Source organism: Acidimicrobiales bacterium, from assembly GCA_033344915.1.
GTDB lineage: Bacteria > Actinomycetota > Acidimicrobiia > Acidimicrobiales > Aldehydirespiratoraceae > JAJRXC01.
Window position 1 is genome coordinate 1780306 of the sequence record JAWPML010000001.1, and the last position, 16478, is coordinate 1796783.

The 16478-nt window shown below is 70.7% G+C and carries 16 protein-coding genes; 8 read left to right on the top strand and 8 right to left on the bottom strand.

Going from position 1 to position 16478, the window contains the following annotated elements; all coding sequences use genetic code 11:
* The first annotated feature begins 2 nt into the window (after positions 1-2).
* Complete coding sequence (locus R8F63_08630; GenBank protein MDW3218666.1) at positions 3-1307, top strand: glycoside hydrolase family 3 N-terminal domain-containing protein; 1305 nt, start codon at positions 3-5, stop codon at positions 1305-1307.
* Here R8F63_08630 and R8F63_08635 read toward each other — a convergent pair.
* On the bottom strand, positions 1304-2620 hold the full coding sequence (locus R8F63_08635; GenBank protein ID MDW3218667.1) for a glycine--tRNA ligase: 1317 nt from the start codon (positions 2618-2620) through the stop codon (positions 1304-1306). The genes R8F63_08630 and R8F63_08635 overlap by 4 nt on opposite strands.
* Before the next feature lie 38 nt (positions 2621-2658).
* Between R8F63_08635 and R8F63_08640 the strand changes: the two genes are divergently transcribed.
* Both R8F63_08640 and R8F63_08645 read left to right on the top strand, forming a co-directional pair.
* Positions 2659-3852 (top strand): RDD family protein, encoded by a 1194-nt coding sequence (locus tag R8F63_08640; GenBank protein ID MDW3218668.1) that lies wholly within the window; start codon positions 2659-2661, stop codon positions 3850-3852.
* A 25-nt stretch (positions 3853-3877) separates the two neighbouring features.
* The gene (locus R8F63_08645) at positions 3878-4744 is read left to right on the top strand and encodes a hypothetical protein (protein ID MDW3218669.1); all 867 of its coding nucleotides are present in this window, start codon (positions 3878-3880) and stop codon (positions 4742-4744) included.
* 13 nt (positions 4745-4757) lie between these two features.
* On the opposite strand, the gene recO is transcribed toward R8F63_08645, so the two are convergent.
* Entirely contained in the window at positions 4758-5483 is a 726-nt protein-coding gene (gene recO, locus R8F63_08650; protein MDW3218670.1) for a DNA repair protein RecO, read from the bottom strand.
* Positions 5484-5487: 4 nt separating this feature from the next.
* A complete protein-coding gene (gene uppS / locus R8F63_08655) occupies positions 5488-6210 on the bottom strand; it encodes a polyprenyl diphosphate synthase (GenBank protein ID MDW3218671.1) in 723 nt (240 codons plus the stop codon).
* Positions 6211-6272: 62 nt separating this feature from the next.
* Here uppS and R8F63_08660 point away from each other — a divergent pair, with 62 nt between their 5' ends.
* The 4 genes from R8F63_08660 to R8F63_08675 are packed head-to-tail and all read left to right on the top strand — an operon-like array spanning position 6273 to position 10814.
* Positions 6273-8183 carry an ATP-dependent DNA helicase gene (locus R8F63_08660; protein MDW3218672.1) on the top strand — a complete coding sequence of 637 codons (1911 nt, stop codon included), beginning with the start codon at positions 6273-6275 and terminating at the stop codon, positions 8181-8183.
* Between the two features lie 41 nt (positions 8184-8224).
* Positions 8225-8689, top strand: a complete 465-nt coding sequence (locus tag R8F63_08665; GenBank protein ID MDW3218673.1) for a hypothetical protein — start codon at positions 8225-8227, stop codon at positions 8687-8689.
* On the top strand, positions 8679-9569 hold the full coding sequence (locus R8F63_08670; protein MDW3218674.1) for an FAD:protein FMN transferase: 891 nt from the start codon (positions 8679-8681) through the stop codon (positions 9567-9569). Before R8F63_08665 ends, R8F63_08670 begins: the two co-directional genes overlap by 11 nt.
* A 57-nt stretch (positions 9570-9626) precedes the next feature.
* Positions 9627-10814: a ferric reductase-like transmembrane domain-containing protein gene (locus R8F63_08675; GenBank protein ID MDW3218675.1), complete on the top strand. Its 1188-nt coding sequence runs from the start codon at positions 9627-9629 to the stop codon at positions 10812-10814.
* On the opposite strand, the gene era is transcribed toward R8F63_08675, so the two are convergent.
* Genes era through R8F63_08695 form a run of 4 tightly spaced genes read right to left on the bottom strand, consistent with a single transcriptional unit; the run spans position 10808 to position 14351 of the window.
* Entirely contained in the window at positions 10808-11653 is an 846-nt protein-coding gene (gene era / locus R8F63_08680; protein ID MDW3218676.1) for a GTPase Era, read from the bottom strand. The two genes, R8F63_08675 and era, sit on opposite strands and share 7 nt — an antisense overlap.
* The gene (locus R8F63_08685; protein MDW3218677.1) at positions 11646-12911 is read right to left on the bottom strand and encodes a hemolysin family protein; all 1266 of its coding nucleotides are present in this window, start codon (positions 12909-12911) and stop codon (positions 11646-11648) included. The genes era and R8F63_08685 overlap by 8 nt, the downstream gene beginning before the upstream one ends.
* Positions 12908-13408 carry an rRNA maturation RNase YbeY gene (gene ybeY / locus R8F63_08690; protein MDW3218678.1) on the bottom strand — a complete coding sequence of 167 codons (501 nt, stop codon included), beginning with the start codon at positions 13406-13408 and terminating at the stop codon, positions 12908-12910. Before ybeY ends, R8F63_08685 begins: the two co-directional genes overlap by 4 nt.
* Positions 13401-14351: a PhoH family protein gene (locus tag R8F63_08695; protein MDW3218679.1), complete on the bottom strand. Its 951-nt coding sequence runs from the start codon at positions 14349-14351 to the stop codon at positions 13401-13403. Before R8F63_08695 ends, ybeY begins: the two co-directional genes overlap by 8 nt.
* Before the next feature lie 37 nt (positions 14352-14388).
* On the opposite strand from R8F63_08695, the gene R8F63_08700 reads away from it, so the two are divergent.
* On the top strand, positions 14389-14967 hold the full coding sequence (locus tag R8F63_08700; GenBank protein MDW3218680.1) for a hypothetical protein: 579 nt from the start codon (positions 14389-14391) through the stop codon (positions 14965-14967).
* Here the strand turns inward: R8F63_08700 and R8F63_08705 are convergent.
* Complete coding sequence (locus R8F63_08705; protein MDW3218681.1) at positions 14961-16430, bottom strand: helix-turn-helix domain-containing protein; 1470 nt, start codon at positions 16428-16430, stop codon at positions 14961-14963. The two genes, R8F63_08700 and R8F63_08705, sit on opposite strands and share 7 nt — an antisense overlap.
* Positions 16431-16478: the final 48 nt, after the last annotated feature.

The window sequence follows — 16478 nt, forward strand, 5'->3', positions numbered from 1 at the left end:
TCATGGCCCGCACTCCGAAGACGCTCCTTCTCGGCCTCGGTGGCCTCGTCGCGATCGCCCTCGTCATCTCCCTCACCGGCTCGGGCGGCGACGCCGACAGCGGCGCGCCCGTGACCACCTCGTCGACCTCCACCTCGAGCACGTCGACCACCACCTCGACCACGACCACCACGACGACCACAACCACGACGACGCTCGATCCACGGGTCGCCTTCATCGACGCCATCGATCGGCAGGCGGCGGCCGAGACGGATCGCGGACTCGCCTACCGGCTCGTCGTCACCGGTCTCACCGGGTCGCAGCTCGCCACCCGGCTCCAGGACACCGTCGGCTCCGTTTGCGTCGGCGGCGTGTTCCTGACCGAGACGAACCGCAACTGGGCCCCGGAGGACGACGTCGATGCCTTCACCGCCGCAGTCGCCGACCTCGACGCCGCGTGGCACCGCCAGGAATGCGCGGCGGCCAGCTTCATCGCGACGGACGCGGAGCTCGGCGCCATCGTGCGCGTCCCCGTGACCTCACCACCGGCGCCGCCCCGCTGGACGGAGCGCTACATCACCGGCGAGCCCTACAACGTGCTGCTCGACCTCCAGGAGCAGACGGCGACCTACGCACAGCAGCTCCTCGACCTCGGCATCACGGTCAACTTCGGGGCTGTCGGCGACGTGGTGACCGACCCGGCGCACTTCATGGCCGGCAGCGGCCGGACGTTCGGCGACGACCCCGGCGTCGTCGCCGCGCTCGCCAACGCGGTGATCCAGGCCCATTGCGAGGTCGGCGTGGCCGCGACGCTCAAGCACTTCCCGAACCAGGGCGCCACGGTCGAGGATCCCCATCGCCGCACCAGCACGGCCGTCGGCGGGCGGGAGCTGTGGGAGGCCACGGGGCGTCTCCCCTACGAGGGCACCGGCGCGCCGATGGTGATGACCGGCCACATCTTCGTGGACGACGTGGACCCGGACCTCCCGGCGTCGATGTCGTTCGCGATCACGACCGGCCTCCTGCGTGAGGAACTCGGATTCGACGGCGTCGTGATCACCGACGACCTCTCCACGATGCGGGGCGCCATCGACGTCATCGCCGAGCCGGGCGCACGCGCCGTCGCGGCGCTACGCGCCGGAGCCGACCTCGTGCTCTTCGTGGACGATCGCGACATCGCCGAGGTCGTCGACGCTCTGGCTGCGGAGATGGACGCCGATCCCGCGTTTCGCGACCGGGCCGAGGAGGCCTTCGGACGGGCACTGCGGCTCGATCTCGCCCGACGCCAACCCGACCTCTTCCCGCTGTGCGGCGAGGCCGCCTTCTAGGGGAGGCGGTCGGCGAGGTAGGACTCGAGCTGGTCGAGGCTGACGCGGTCCTGTTCGCGGGTGTCGCGTTCGCGGACGGTGACGGCTCGGTCGTCGAGCGTGTCGAAGTCGACCGTCACGCAGTAGGGCGTGCCGATCTCGTCCTGACGGGCGTAGCGCTTGCCGATCGACTGGGTCTCGTCGTAGTCCGCCATCCAGCGGCCCTTCACGGCGTCGAACACCTCGTGGGCGGTCGGCGTGAGGGTGTCCTTCTTCGACAGGGGCAGCACCGCGACCTTGTAGGGCGCGAGGCGGGGGTCGAGGCGCAGGACGGTGCGGGTGTCGTCGTTCACCGTCTCCTCGTCGTAGGCGGCCATGAGGAACGCCATCGCCGTGCGGGTCGCACCGGCGGCCGGCTCGATCACGTGGGGCGTGTAGCGCTCGCCCGAGGCCTGGTCGAAGTAGTCGAGCTTCTCGCCGGAGTGCTCGGCATGTTGGGTGAGATCGAAGTCGCCCCGGTTGGCGATGCCCTCGAGTTCGTCCCAACCCCACGGGAACAGGTATTCCACGTCGGACGTGCCCGACGAGTAGTGGCTCAGCTCGTCGGCGTCGTGGGCCCGCAGCCGGATCGCGTCGCTCGGCATCCCGAGGTCGAGATACCAGTTCATCCGCTCCTGGCACCAGTACTCGTACCACTCGGTCGACTCGTCGGGCGGGACGAAGAACTCCATCTCCATCTGCTCGAACTCGCGGGTGCGGAACACGAAGTTGCCCGGCGTGATCTCGTTACGGAACGACTTGCCGATCTGGGCGATGCCGAACGGCGGCTTCTTGCGACTCGTGTTCAGCACGTTCGCGAAGTTTATGAACATGCCCTGGGCGGTCTCGGGGCGCAGGTAGACGTCGGCTGCGGTCTCCGCGACCGGGCCGGCCTGGGTCTTGAACATCAGGTTGAAATCACGCGCCTCGGTGAACGTGCCCCGATTGCCGCACGTCGGGCACTGGTCCGGATCGTCGAGCTTGTCGAGTCGGTGCCGGGCGTTGCACTCCGTGCAGTCGACCAGCGGATCGGAGAAGTTGGCCAGGTGACCCGACGCCTGCCAGACCTGGGGTGGCGACAGAATCGACGCGTCGAGCCCGACGACGTCGTGGCGCAGCTGGACCATCGAACGCCACCAGGCGTCCTTCACGTTGCGCAGCAGGAGCACGCCCAGCGGGCCGTAGTCGTAGGTCGAACGGAAGCCGCCGTAGATCTCGGCCGACTGGAAGACGAAACCCCGTCGCTTGGACAGGTTCACGATCTTGTCGAACAGCTGCGGATCCGGCTCAGGCATGGCCCAGAGGCTAGCGGCGGCGTGCGAGCATGGATTCCGTGATTTCTCCCACGTCGAGTCCTCCGCCGCCCCTGCCCCCGACCGCCGCCACCGGCGCATCGCCGCCCGCGGATCCGACCGCGGTGGTGGGTCGGCGCATCGTCGCGTACCTGATCGACTTCGTCCTCTATGCCGCGGTCGCCATCGGCACCACAGCGGCCGTTGCGTCGTCCGAGACGATGCGGTCGAGCTTCGAGGCGGAGAGCGTCTGTTCGATCCTCAACAACGCGCCGGACGTCGATGCGCTGTGCATCACCTCCGGCTCCGACATCATCCTGCTCGAGTTCGGCGACTTCTCGACGATCTTCCTCGTCTCGGCCGTCTTCGCCCTGGTCACCCAGCTGATCCTTCCGACCATCACCGGCTTCACACCGGGCAAGGCCATGGTCGGGCTCCGGATCGTGAACCAGGAGACCTTCGCCAAGGCGGGGTTCGGCGCCCAACTCGGCCGCCTCCTGCTCTGGGCGGCCGACGGCTTCCCCTACTGCTTCCCGCTGGTTGCGCTCGTCACCGGTCTCTCCAGCACCGGACACCGCCGGGTGGGCGACATGGCGACCAACACCGTGGTGATCGACAAGATGTGGGTGGACCATCCGTTGCCGATCCCGGGCCTCACCGGCGACGCAGCCACGGCGCCGACCGCCGTCGCCGCGCCCTTCGGGGCCAGCACACCGCCGCCGCCGGCACCGACCACCACGCCACCCACCGCGCCGCCCGTCATTGCGCCACCCACCGCACCGCCGGCTCCCTCCCCGGCCGCGCCGCCTCCGCCCGCCGCCGGCCCGCCCGTCGCCCCGCCGGCGAGCGCGCCGCCCGCACCGCGTCCGCCGGTCGATCCCCCGCCGCCCCGGTCCTTCGCGGACGAAACGGTCATCCGCGAGCCGGAGCCCCCCGCCCCGAGGCCGCCGGTCGATCCGCCCGCACCCGAGGCCTTCGCTGACGAAACGGTCGTCTTGGAGCCGGAGCCCGCCCCTCCGGAGCCCGCCCCACCGGCGCCTCCGGCCCCCACGCCCCCACCGGCTCCCACACCCCCGCCGGCCCCCGATCCGGCCCCGCCCGCACCGGCGCAGCCGGGCATCGACGCACCCCAATGGGACGCCGCGCGCGACACCTACATTCAATGGGACCCCGAATTGGCCGAATGGATGGAGTGGTCCGAGGCCGCCGGCGCCTGGATCCCGATCTCGCAGTAGCCGGAACCCGCGACCGGAACAGACCATGACCAGACACCTTCGCCTCCCGCTCATCCTTCTCGCCTCCCTCGCGCTGCTCGCCGCGGCGTGCGGTGACGACAGTGATGAGGCCGCGCCCACAACGACGACCACCACCACGACCACCGAGGCACCGACGACGACGGCCGAGCCGACGACGACGACCACAACCACGACCACCGAGGCGCCGACGACGACCGCCGAGCCGACCACCACGACCACCGCGGCGCCGACGACCACGACGGTGGCCAGCCAGTGCCCGGGCAGTGGTGCGCTCCCCGGCGACGCGCAGTACAGCACGCTCGCGGGGGCCGACGTGGACGGCGACGGCGACATCGACACGCTCCATGCCTACGCAACCGGTGACCCGGACACCCCGAACCAGTGGTGGCTCCAGGTCTCCTTCACCGGCGGTGGGGGCGCGACCTACGCCGTCGACCACCCGGGCGCCCTGCTCAGCGGCGTGCAGGCCAACGACGGCGTCGACCTGAACGGCGACGGCACCGAGGAGTTCTTCGCCAAGATCGGGGCCGGCGCGGCCGCGACGATCATCGGTGTGTTCGACGTCATCGACTGCGAGATCGTGCACGTGACGGTCGACGGCAGCCCGACCGAGCTCACGGTGGGCGCGTCCATCGGCAACTTCAGCGGCTTCGAGTGCCTCGACATCGACACCAACGGTGCGAACGACTTCCTCCTCGTCTACACCGGTCAGCGGCTCGGCGACTCGGACGACTTCGAGGTCACCGCGATCCAGTACGCCCTCCAGAACGGCACGCTCGAACTCATCCTGGCCGACGGCCTCGGGATGACCGAGGGCGAGCCCGGGTTCATGGAGTTCGGCGGCGTGGAGTGCCCCAACTCGGCGTTCTGATCGTCGCCCGGGATCAGGTCGCCGTCTGATCGAGGACGGCGACCGATCGCAGCCGCCGCTCCAGGTGATGCTCGAGGAGCGCGGTCGACAGCATGTCGACCTCACCCGTGGCCGCGCCGACCTGCTCGTCGAGGACCCCGGCGAGACCGCCGCCGAGGATCCGCTGCATCAACGCCACGGCACCGGGGGTGATCGGCCGGCCGCGGCGGTGCTCGTGGCAGCGCACGCCGCCGTCGTCGAAGTCGAACGACTCCAACCCATCGGTCGATCCGCAGTCGACGCAGAGGTGGAGTTCGGGCTGGAGCCCCTCGTGGGCCAGCAGCTTCAGGAAGAACGCGGCCACGACGAGCGGCGAGTCCTTCTCGTTCAGCGTGCGCAGGGCCCGCACCAGCATGACGTGGAGCACCCGGTCAGGTTCACGGTCCTGGGAGACCTGGTCGACGGCCTCGAGCACGGCCTCGGCGCGGGCGAAACGGTCCGGATCGTCACGCAGCGACCCGAACCGGTCGACGGTCTCGACCTGGGTGATCGTGTCGAGGTCGCCCCGCCCGCGATAGAGCTGCACGGACACGTGGCTGAGCGGCTCGAGCCGGGCGCCGAACTTCGACTTGGTGCGGCGCACGCCCTTCGCGACGCCGCGGACCTTGCCGTGGTCGTGGGTGTGGAGGCTGATGATCCGGTCGGCCTCGCCGAGCTTCCACGATCGCAGCACGACGGCGTGATCGCGGTAGAGGGCCATCGTCTCAGGCCCCGTTGACGCCGCCGTAGCGACGCTCGCGTTCCTGGAAGTCGGCGATCGCCTCGAACAGCGCCTCGCGCCCGAACTCCGGCCAGGGCGTGTCGGTGAAGATCAGCTCGCTGTACGCCAGCTCCCACAGGAGGAAGTTGCTGATCCGGAACTCGCCGGAGGTGCGGATCATGAGATCCGGGTCCGGCATCTCGTTGTCGTAGAGATGCTTCGCGATCGTCTTCTCGGTGATCTTCCCGGGTGAGATCCCGGACGCCGCGATCTCGCGTACCGCGTCGACGATCTCGGCTCGGCCGCCATAGTTGAACGCGATCGTGAACGTCAGCTTGCGGTTGCCCCGGGTCAGCTCGATGGACTCGTCCATGCGCTTGATGAGCCGCTTCGGCACTCGCCAGTCGCGCCGGCCGACGAAGCGGATGCGCACGCCCCGCTCGTGCAGCTCGTCGCGACGGCGTAGGAGGATCTCCTCGTTGAAGTTGATGAGGAAGCGGACCTCGTCCTTGGGCCGGCGCCAGTTCTCGGTGCTGAACGCGTAGACCGTCAACCATTCGACGCCGGCATCGAGGCACGCGTCGACGACCTCGAACAGCGAGTGTTCGCCGGCCTTGTGACCCTCGGTGCGGGGCAGACCCCGGGCCTGCGCCCATCGTCCGTTGCCGTCCATGACGCACGCGATGTGGCGGGGGATCCGCGTCGGATCGAGATCGTCGGGAGACACCCCGCGAACCTATCGGGAGAGAACCGAGAACGAAGGGACGCACGGATAGGCTCCGCAGCCACGTGACGGAAGAACCGGTGGACCTGGCCGAGCAGACGCTCGCGACGCTCGACGAGGTGACCGTGGCGCTCCCGGGCGGAGGCGAGCGCCGCGACGGACAGCGGGACATGGCCGCCGCGGTGGCCGCCGCGATCGCCGACAACGGCCATGTCGTCGTGCAGGCCGGAACGGGCACAGGCAAGTCCCTCGCCTACCTCGTGCCGCTGGCGTTGTCGGGGAAGACGGCGATCGTGGCCACGGCCACCAAGGCGTTGCAGGACCAGCTCGCCGGGAAGGACCTTCCGTTCCTCGCCGACCACATCCCGGGCGGCATCGACTACGCCGTCCTCAAGGGCCGCTCCAACTATCTCTGCCTGCAGCGCCTGGACGAAGCGGAAGCGGACGACCGTCTCGGGCTCGAACTCGACGACGAGAAGACGTCGCCATCGCTCGACAGCGACCTCCTCGATCGCCTCCGCGTGTTCGCCGCATCGACCGAGACCGGCGACCGCACCGAACTTCCCGACATCGACGACCGCACCTGGCGCCTCGTCAGCGTCGGCCGCGACGAGTGCCCCGGCGCGAACCGCTGTCCGGCCGGCGACGACTGTCTCGCCGAACGGGCCCGCCGCAAGGCCGCCGCCGCGGACGTGATCGTCGTGAACCTCCACCTCTACGCGATCGAGGTGATGGTCGAGGGCATCCTCCCCGAGCACGACCTCGTCGTCATCGACGAGGCCCACCAGCTCGAGGACATCGTGTCGGAGGCCGCGGGCCGCACGATCAGCCCGGCCCGTCTGCAGGCCGCGGCACGCGCCGCGAGCACCGTGCTGGCCGATCGCGACGCGCCGGTCGGCGTGGAGGAGGCGGCCACGCTGCTCCACGCGCTGCTCGAGCCGCGGGTCGGCGATCGGCTCACCGAGGGGCTCGACGACGAGTCCGGCGCGACGCTCGATGTCGTCCGCGGGCGCGTGGATGCGCTCCTCAACGCCCTGCGGGCCGTGCCGAAGGACGCGCCGGCGGACACCGCGGCGAAGGCCCTCCGGGCGCGCCAGACGATCACCTCGCTGCTCGACGACATCGACTACGTCCGCTGGCCGATCGACACCGAGGTGCTCTGGGTCGACGGACCGCCGAACAACCCGGCGCTGCGGTCGACCCCGGTCGCGGTCGACGCCCTCCTGGCCGAGAACCTGTGGGCGAAGCGCAGCGGGGTGCTCACCTCGGCCACCCTGCCGGGCAAGACGGCCGCACAGCTCGGCCTCCCGGGTTCGACGCCGACGCTCGATGTCGGCAGCCCGTTCGACTACGAGAAGAACGCCCTGCTCTACTGCCCCACCGATCTGCCCGACCCGCGCGCCGAAGGCCATCGCGAGGCCCGGCAGGCCGAGTTGGAAGCCCTCATCGTCGCCGCCGGCGGCCGCACCCTCGCCCTGTTCACCAGCTGGGCGGCGATGCGCGACGCCGCCGAACATCTCGACGGGCGCCTGCCCTGGAAGGTCCTGGTCCAGGGCGAAGGGTCGAAGATGGCCCTGCTGGATTCGTTCGTCGAGGATCCCGAGGCGTGCCTGTTCGCGACGATGTCGTTCTGGCAGGGCGTGGACGTGCCCGGCTCGACCTGCAACCTCGTCGTGATCGACAAGCTGCCGTTCCCCCGCCCCGACGACCCGGTGCTACAGGCCCGTCGTGAACGGGCGGGATCCGCCGCCTTCCGGGTGATCGACCTGCCCCGGGCGGCCACGCTGCTCGCGCAGGGGGCCGGCCGGCTGATCCGCTCCGCCACCGACCGCGGGGTGGTCGCGGTGCTCGATCCACGGCTGGCAACGTCACGTTCGTATCGCTGGGATCTCATCAACGCGCTTCCCCCCATGCGGCGCACCAAGGACCGGGCCGAGGCCGAGGCCCTGCTGCGCGAGCTCCGCGACGCGGACTGATCCCGCTCAACCCCTCGGACCGGCGTGCCGATCCAACCCAGGTGACCCGACGTACGCGTCCCCACCCCGCGCGCCGCGCCCGCCGTGTCGTCGGCGCGTCCGCGATCGGGGCGTACGCGGGACTGCTGGTCGTCGTCGGCTGGGCGCAGCGCGGCACCGAGGACCAGGCCACCCCGCCTCCTCCTCCGCCGGACGGGCCGACGACGACGATCGCCGGTGTCCAGCGGGTCGACATGCGGGCCACGGCGACCTTCTCGCCGACCGGGTCGGTCGCCACGACGACCTCGCTGGCCCCGGTCCGGCTGACCCCACCGCCACCGCCCCCGAGTGTCGTCGTCACTACCACCGTGGCACCGCCGCCGACCGCCCCACCCACGACCGCGCCTCCCAGCACCACGGCCGCACCGACCACGACCGTCGCGCCGACGACCACCGCGCCGCCGGCCACGACTGCGCCGCCGACGACGGTGCCGCCGACCACGTCCATTCCGACCAATGCCAGCTGACCTGATCGTCTCCGGACGCGAGCGTCGGGCCGTCGGTCGAGCGATGGGCTCCGACTATCTGGTGGTCGTGCACGAGCGCGACGCCGGACTCGTCGCCGACGTGCGGGTCGAGCTCGCCGGTCTCGAGCAACGGTGGAGCCGCTTCCTCGCGGACTCCGAGATCTCGATGCTGAACCGGGCCGAGGGGCGCCCCGTGATCGTGTCGCCGGAGACGTTCGCCGTCGTGGCCGACGCCGTCGAGGGTTCCCGGGCGACCCAGGGCCGCTTCGACCCCACCGTGCACGACGCGCTCGTGGGGCTCGGTTACGACCGCACGTTCGAGCAGATCGCGGACATCGACGGGATCGAGGCAGCCGCCGGTACCCCGACCGCCGCGCCCGGCGTCGCCGCGATCCGACTCGACGAGCAGCTACACGCCATCACCCTGCCACGCGGTGTGCGGCTCGATCTCGGGGGGATCGGCAAGGGCGCGGCCGCCGACCTTCTCTGTGACCGCCTGATCGAGCGCGGGGCGCGCGGTGCGGCCGTGTCGATCGGTGGCGACACCCGGGTCCGGGGCGAGAGCCCCTCCGGTGGAACCTGGCGAGCCACCCACGAGGGCGAACCGCTGGACCTGCCGCCGCTCGTCGACGGGGGCGTCTGCACGAGCGCCATCACCAAGCGGCGCTGGCAGGTCGGCGGAGCCACCCACCACCATCTCGTCGACCCCCGCTCGGGCGAATCGCTCGACCCGACGATCGACTCCGTCACCGTCGTCGGCGCCACGGCCGCGCAGGCCGAGGTCCTCGCCAAGGCGGCGATGGTCGCCGGGCGGGCGGCGCCGGCCCTGCTCGCGGGATTCGGTGTCGCCGCCGTGATCCGCTGGGCCACGAACCACTGACCCGGCTTCCTCGGGCAATTCCTCGCATTCCCACGGTTCGTGCCGACGGGAGACGCCGTGAGTGAACAAGTGTGGTGGTACGCCACCCGCGCTGCCGGGATGATGACCTGGACGACAGCGACCGCGTCGGTCGTTTTCGGCCTCCTGCTGTCGACGAAGAAGATCCGCGCCCGCACGGGCCCGTGGTTCCTCGACCTCCATCGTTTCCTCGGCGGGGTCTCGGTCGTCTTCCTGATCGCCCACATCCTCACGCTCTGGGCCGACGGCTATGTCGACTTCGGCCCCCGTGAGCTCTTCGTCCCGGGCGCGAGCGAATGGAAGCCCGAGGCGATCGCCTGGGGCATCATCGCCGCGTATCTCATCATCGCGGTCGAGGTGACGTCCCTGCTGCGGGCGCGCGTCAACACCACGGTCTGGCGGGTGATCCACTTCTCGTCGTTCGCCGCGATGATCGGCGGCAGCTATCACGCCTTCCTGGCCGGCAGCGATGTCGACAACCCGGTCACGTGGGCCATCGCCGGCATCGGTTCCCTCCTCGTCATGGGGCTGGTCTCGATGCGGCTCCAACGCCAGGATCCGGACGAGGCCGGCTCGGCTCGCCTCGCCGACAATCGCGCCATCCTCGAGGAGATGCGCCAGCGGCTCCAGGACCTTCCCGTCCCCGAGACGACCCCGCAGCCTCAGATCAGCAGCCCCGGTCCATCGGGCGCGCTGCCCCGCCGGGCGCCGGTTTCCGAAGCCCTGCCCGGCATCGAACACTCGACGCCGGGCACCCCGGGCGAGCCCGTCGGCTTCTCCGAGGATCCGTTCGCCGCGGTGCCGCTCAGCGGCGCCGACCCGCAGCTCGGCACCTGGGCCAGCCCCTCGACCGCCGACCCGTTCCTCGCTCGAGAAGCGGGGTGGGACGACGGCGCCGATCTCTTCGACGACGGGCCGCAGGACACGCCGACCCCGGACCTCTTCGCCACGGTCATGCCCGACGATCCGTTCGGCGACATGTCCGGCAATCCGTTCGACCCCGTCGAACCCACGCCGACGGCGATCCACGCCCCCACGCCGGCCCCTGCGCCGGCGCCCGCGCCGCAGCCGGTCGCCAGCGCCGGTGGCCCTCCGCCGTTGCCGACCGCGATCGACCCGGTCACCGGCGAACCGGACGAGGCCGCCTACACCGCCTGGCTCAAGGACTGGCTGGCGTACGCGGAGCGGTACGGCGACGAAGCGCCGGACGACCCGTCGCGTCAGTAGCCGAGGCGCTCCACCGAGTGCGCCTGGTGCTGCCAGTTCTTCTCGACCTTCACGAAGAGCTCCAGATAGACCTCCTCGGGGAGCTGGGCTCGCACCGCGATGCCGACCTGCTTGAGGTTCTCCCCCTTCTTCCCGATCACGATGCCCTTCTGTGAGTCGCGCTCGACGATGATCTCGCAGCGCACGCGGGGCCATTCCCACTCGGTCACCCGTGTGGCGATCGAGTGCGGGAGCTCCTCACGGGTCACGGCGAGGAGCTGCTCACGCACGAGCTCGGCCACCCAGAAGGCGTCGGGGACGTCGGTGATCACGTCGTCCGGGTAGAACTGCGGCCCTTCGGGCATCCGCTCGCGGAGATGGTCGACGAGTGCATCGACTCCCTCGCCGGTGGTGCCCGAGACCGGGAACCACGCCTCGGCGTCGAGATGCGAGGTCGCCTGGAGTTGGGCGAGCACCTGATCGGGTGATGCCAAGTCCGCCTTGGTGACGACGACGACCGTATCGGCCGGCAGTCGCTCGGCGATGTACGCATCGCCCCGCCCGTAGGGTGCGGTCGCGTCGAGGACGAAGCAGACCACATCGACCTCCGCGGTCGCCTGGTTCGCCGTCGCGTTGAGGCTCGTGCCCAACGCGGTCCGCGGCTTGTGGATCCCGGGGGTGTCCACGAAGACGAGCTGGGTGTCCGGCGTGGTCAGCACCCCGCGGACCTGGGTGCGCGTCGTCTGCGGCTTGTCCGAGACGATGGACACCTTGTGGCCGAGGATCCGGTTCAGCAGTGTCGACTTTCCGGCGTTGGGTCGGCCGACGAGGGTGACGAAACCCGACCGGTGCTCAGCCATCGGCCGGCACCTCCTGCTCCACCGGGGTGAGGCGCACGCGGGTGATCCGGCGGCCCTCCATGCGCTCGACCCGGAGGCGCACGCCACCCTCCTCGATCGACTCGCCCACCGCCGGCACGTGTCCCAGCGTGTTGAAGATGAGGCCACCCACCGTGTCCCAGTCGCCCTCTTCGATCTGTGACGCCACGAGGGCGTTGAGCTGGTCGACGGGCATGCGCCCGTGGACGAGCGCCTCCCCTCCGGCCAGCGGTTCGAGCAGCGGCTCTTCCACGTCGTACTCGTCGACGATCTCCCCCACGAGCTCCTCGACGACGTCCTCGAGCGTCACGAGCCCGGCGGTCCCCCCGTATTCGTCCACGACGACCGCCAAGTGGTGGCGGCCGGACTGCATCTCCCGGAGCAGCACGTCGGCATGCTTGGTCTCGGGCACGAAACGGGCGCGGCGCATCAGCGAGCGGGCAGGACGATCCCCCTTGCCGGCCCGTTCGGAGCGGGTGAGGTCCTTCACCAGGCAGACCCCGACGATGTCGTCGACCCCGGTGCCACAGACCGGGAGGCGGCTCAACCCCTTCTCGATGGCGAGGTCGAGCACTTCGGTGATCGTGCTCGACGCGTCGGCGGTGATCATGTCGGGGCGGGGCACCATGACCTCGCGCACGATCGTGTCCCCGAGGGCGAACACCGACTCGATCAGCTCGCGTTCCTCGTCCTCGATCGCCGCGCCGGCCGCCGCCGCGCCGGTCAGCGCGATCAGCTCGTCCTCGGTGATCACCGGCGGGCGGGCCGGGCCGGGCAGCAGCACGTTCGAGACGCCGTTGAGGAGTCGGCTGGCCCAGCGCAGCGGCGCGATGACCAGCACGACGCGCACGATCGGTGCCGCCCGCCGCGCCGCGACGTCGGGATTCTGGAGCGCCCAGGTGCGCGGCATCGCTTCCGCGAACACGTAGAGCACGATCACTTCCGCGGCGACCGCGAGCGCGACCCACGCGGGACCGACTCGATCGAGGACGATGACCGTGACCACCGCGGCGGCGATCAGGTGGAACACCACCCGCAGCAACAGCAGCGGCGCCAGGGTGGCCTCGCGATCGGCCAGGAGGTCAGCCAGCGCGCTCCTGCCCTCCGGATGTTCGGCTGCGAGCGATTCGGCGCGGGCCCGGCTGATCCGCGTGAGCGCGGTCTCCGCCGCCGCGACCAGCGCCGCGAAGACGGTGACCAGGGCGACTGTCACGAGACCGAGCAGGAGGCCGCCGGTCATGCCCGTCGTCCGGTCCGGTGGTGGCGGTCGAGCAGGCGCTGCTCCTCGGCCTGCATGGCGACCGTCTCGTCGGGCGCCGCGTGGTCGTGCCCGAGGACGTGGAGCACGCCGTGCACGATCAGCAGCGCCAGTTCGTCCTCCGTCGTGCCGCGATGACCGCGCTCGCCGGCGTGGTCCCCGGCCTGACGGGCGGCGTACGCGGGACAGACGACAATGTCGCCCAGCAGGATCTCGCCGGGCAGGACCTCGCCTGCCGGGGCTTCGCCGGCGCCCGCGTCGAGCGGGAACGACAGCACGTCCGTCGGCCGGTCCTCGCCCATGTGGTCGCGGTTGAGCGCCGTCATCTCGGTCTCGTCGACGAAGAGCAGGTTCAGCTCGCCGGTGTCGACGCCGCAGGAGACGAGCGCGTCGCGGCTCAGGGACTGCCAGCGGGGGAGGTCGATCGCGATGTCGGACTGTTCGTCCACGGCCACGACCACCGGCCCCTCGTCAGTCATCCACGGCGGCCTTCTCGTAGGCGTCGACGATGTCCTGCACGATCCGGTGGCGCACGACGTCGCGTCCCGTCAGCCGCACGAACCCGATCCCGTCGATGCGACCGAGGATGGGTTCGAGGCCGTCGAGACCGCTGCGACCGGTCTGCACGTCGACCTGGGTGATGTCGCCCGTGACCACCGCCTTCGAACCGAAGCCGATGCGGGTGAGGAACATCTTCATCTGCTCGGGCGTGGTGTTCTGCGCCTCGTCCAGGATGATGAACGACGAGTTCAACGTGCGTCCCCGCATGAAGGCGAGCGGGGCGACCTCGACCACGCCGCGTTCCATGAGGCGCTCGACGCCGTCGGTGCCGACCATGTCGTGCAGGGCGTCGTAGAGCGGACGCAGGTAGGGGTCGACCTTCGCCATCAGGTCCCCGGGCAGGAAGCCGAGCCGTTCACCGGCCTCGACCGCGGGGCGGGTGAGGATGATGCGCTCCACCGAGCCCGACTGGAGCGCAGCGCACGCCATGGCGACGGCGAGCCACGACTTGCCGGTGCCGGCCGGGCCGATGCCGAAGGTCACGACATTGCTGTCGATGGCCTCCACATAGGTCTTCTGGCCGCTCGACTTCGGCCGGATGATCTTGCCCCGGTCGGCACGGAGGATCTCGTGGGTGAGTACCGAGGACGGCTTCTCGTCACGGCGGACCATGTCGATCGTGCGGTCGAGCGAGCGCTCGTCCAGCCGCTGTCCCTTCTCGGCGAGCACGACCAGTTCCTCGAAGAGCGTCTGCACCACGGAGGCGGACGGCCCGGACAGGTGCACCTCGTTGCCCCGCACCGTCATCTCGGTGTCGGGGAAGGCTTCCTCGACGCGACGCAGGTGGCGGTCGTGTTCACCCAGCAGCGCGCCCATCAGATGGTTGCCCGGGATTCGGATGGTGATCGGCGTGTCGCTCATGGGTTCACCCGAAAGGGTACCGGTACCCTCGACGGTCGTGGATGCCGATTCCCCACTCGAGCCGGTCGCGCTGACGCCGAACGATCCGCTGGCCGGCCTCGCGGACTGGATCGCCGAGGGCCGGGTGGACGCCGCCGCGGCCGATCGGGCCCGCGGCCGCTGGCTCGAGCGCCAGGCCCAGGAGGACGCGACCCTCGCCGGCGTGCTGCTCGATCTCGCCGAACGAGGCCGTCCGGTCGCCGCCCGCACCGTCGGTGGGCGACTCGTGCGGGGTCCGGTCACGGCGTTGGGCGCCGACTTCCTCGTGATCCGCGAGCAGCGACTGGGCGACGTGATGGTGCCGCTCGGAACCCTCGCGACGGTGCGGGCCGCGCCAGGCGACCCGCCGCCCGTCGGCGCCCGGCCGGTGTCGTTCGCGATCGTGCTGGCCGAGGCGTTGGTCGAACTCGCGGCCGACCGGCCGACGGTCGTGGTGGCGGTGGCCGGCGAGGAACTGCGGGGCGAGCTCTGCCGAGCCGGCCGTGACGTGGTCGCCGTCGCGTTGACGGATCAGCATCGCGAGGTCGTCAGCATCGCCACGGCCGCGATCGACCATGTGATCGTCCTGCGTCACTGACGGCCGCGACGCTGCCGTTCGAGGAACCGGTACACGTCGAGCAGGTCGATACCCGGGAAGGGACTGAACTGCCGATCGCTCGGCGGGAGCGCGGACAGCACGTGGCTGCGCTCCGCCGCCGACGGCCAGGCGACGTCCTCCCACGCCTCCACGAGCTGGGGGTCCGGCTCGATCTCGCGGCCCCGGGCGAACTCGCGGCGGAGCGTGTCCGCGCCGCGGAAGGCGGAGGCGTGGGCCGCCGTCGTGCCGAGGGAGATCGCGTGCGGGGTCCGGTCCGTCTCCGTCTCGATGTAGGTCGTGCAGAAGTAGTCGCCTTCGTCGCACACGGTGAACTGGCTGTGCAGCAGGAAGCTGCCGTGGGCGTTCCACGCCTGCCGACTCCCCCACTGCCGGGGCACACGCTGGCCCTCGAGGCCACCGTCGGTCGCAGCCGGGAAGCGGATGCCGTCGTTCTCGTACGCCTTGCTGATGACGCCCTCGCTGTCGGTGCGCAGGAAGTGACAGGGGATGTCGAGGTGCCTCGTGGCGAGGTTCGTGAACCGGTGCGCCGCCATCTCGTAGGAGATGTAGAAGACCTCCTTGAGGTCCTCCACCGAGATGTCGTTCTGGCTCTTGGCCTCCCGCAGGAAATCGACGGCGGGCGCTTCGGGGGCGAGCACCGCGGCGGCGAAGTAGTTCGATTCGATGCGCTGCCGGAGGTACTCGCCGAAGTCCGTGGTGTCGCGGTGTTCGAGCGCGAAGTGGCCGAGCGTCTGGAGCACCACCGAGCGGGCCTGGCGGATCCGCAGGCCGCCGCGATCGGGGATGAAGATGATCCGGTCCCGCGTGTCGGTGATGCTGCGAGCGGTGCGGGGCATCGCGCTGACCCGTTCGATCGTGAACCCCTGCCCGGCCGCGATCTCGGTCAGCACCCGCTCGCTGATCGGGCCCGATCCGCCGTAGCCGGCCTTGTCGAGGGCCAGCCGGGCCACGTCCTCGATCTCGACGAAGTAGTTGTCCCGCCGCCGCATCTCCTCCCGTAGCGCCATGTTGGCGGCGCGGGCATGGTCGGCGAACCGGCTGCGGTCGTCGGTGCGGGCCTCCTGGTCCCGGTCGGCAAGCCGTTGCCACAGGGTCAGGATGTGTTCGAGCACGTCGTCGCCGAGCTTGGCCGAGGGCTTGAGGTAGGGCAGGCCGAGGGCGGCGTAGCGGGGATCCTCCTGGGCGCGGGCAACGCCGATCTCCAACTCGGCACGACGATCCGGCGGGTTGGGGTCGAGCAGATCCGCCGTCGTCGTGCCGATCGCCGCCGCCAGATCGCCCAGCAGGCTGAGCTTCGGTTCGACCTTCCCGTTCTCGAGCTGGCTGAGGTACGGGGCGGGTCGTCCGACCCGCTCGCTGACGTCGGCGAGGGTCGCCCCGGCCCGCCGCCGGGCGTGGCGGATACGGGCGCCGAGCACCAGACCGTCGAAATCATCAGCCATGAGGTGCGAAGAATGACAGATCTTTCGACCTTTGGGAAGTCATGCCCC

What these genes read in the sequence shown, in the direction of transcription:
- R8F63_08705 (MDW3218681.1), bottom strand. Translation starts at nt 16,430, where the DNA reads ATGGCTGATGATTTCGACGGTCTGGTGCTCGGCGCCCGTATCCGCCAC.
- R8F63_08695 (MDW3218679.1), bottom strand. Translation starts at nt 14,351, where the DNA reads ATGAGCGACACGCCGATCACCATCCGAATCCCGGGCAACCATCTGATG.
- R8F63_08685 (MDW3218677.1), bottom strand. Translation starts at nt 12,911, where the DNA reads ATGACCGGCGGCCTCCTGCTCGGTCTCGTGACAGTCGCCCTGGTCACC.
- R8F63_08645 (MDW3218669.1), top strand. Translation starts at nt 3,878, where the DNA reads ATGACCAGACACCTTCGCCTCCCGCTCATCCTTCTCGCCTCCCTCGCG.
- R8F63_08630 (MDW3218666.1), top strand. Translation starts at nt 3, where the DNA reads ATGGCCCGCACTCCGAAGACGCTCCTTCTCGGCCTCGGTGGCCTCGTC.
- R8F63_08670 (MDW3218674.1), top strand. Translation starts at nt 8,679, where the DNA reads ATGCCAGCTGACCTGATCGTCTCCGGACGCGAGCGTCGGGCCGTCGGT.
- R8F63_08635 (MDW3218667.1), bottom strand. Translation starts at nt 2,620, where the DNA reads ATGCCTGAGCCGGATCCGCAGCTGTTCGACAAGATCGTGAACCTGTCC.
- recO (MDW3218670.1), bottom strand. Translation starts at nt 5,483, where the DNA reads ATGGCCCTCTACCGCGATCACGCCGTCGTGCTGCGATCGTGGAAGCTC.
- era (MDW3218676.1), bottom strand. Translation starts at nt 11,653, where the DNA reads ATGGCTGAGCACCGGTCGGGTTTCGTCACCCTCGTCGGCCGACCCAAC.
- ybeY (MDW3218678.1), bottom strand. Translation starts at nt 13,408, where the DNA reads ATGACTGACGAGGGGCCGGTGGTCGTGGCCGTGGACGAACAGTCCGAC.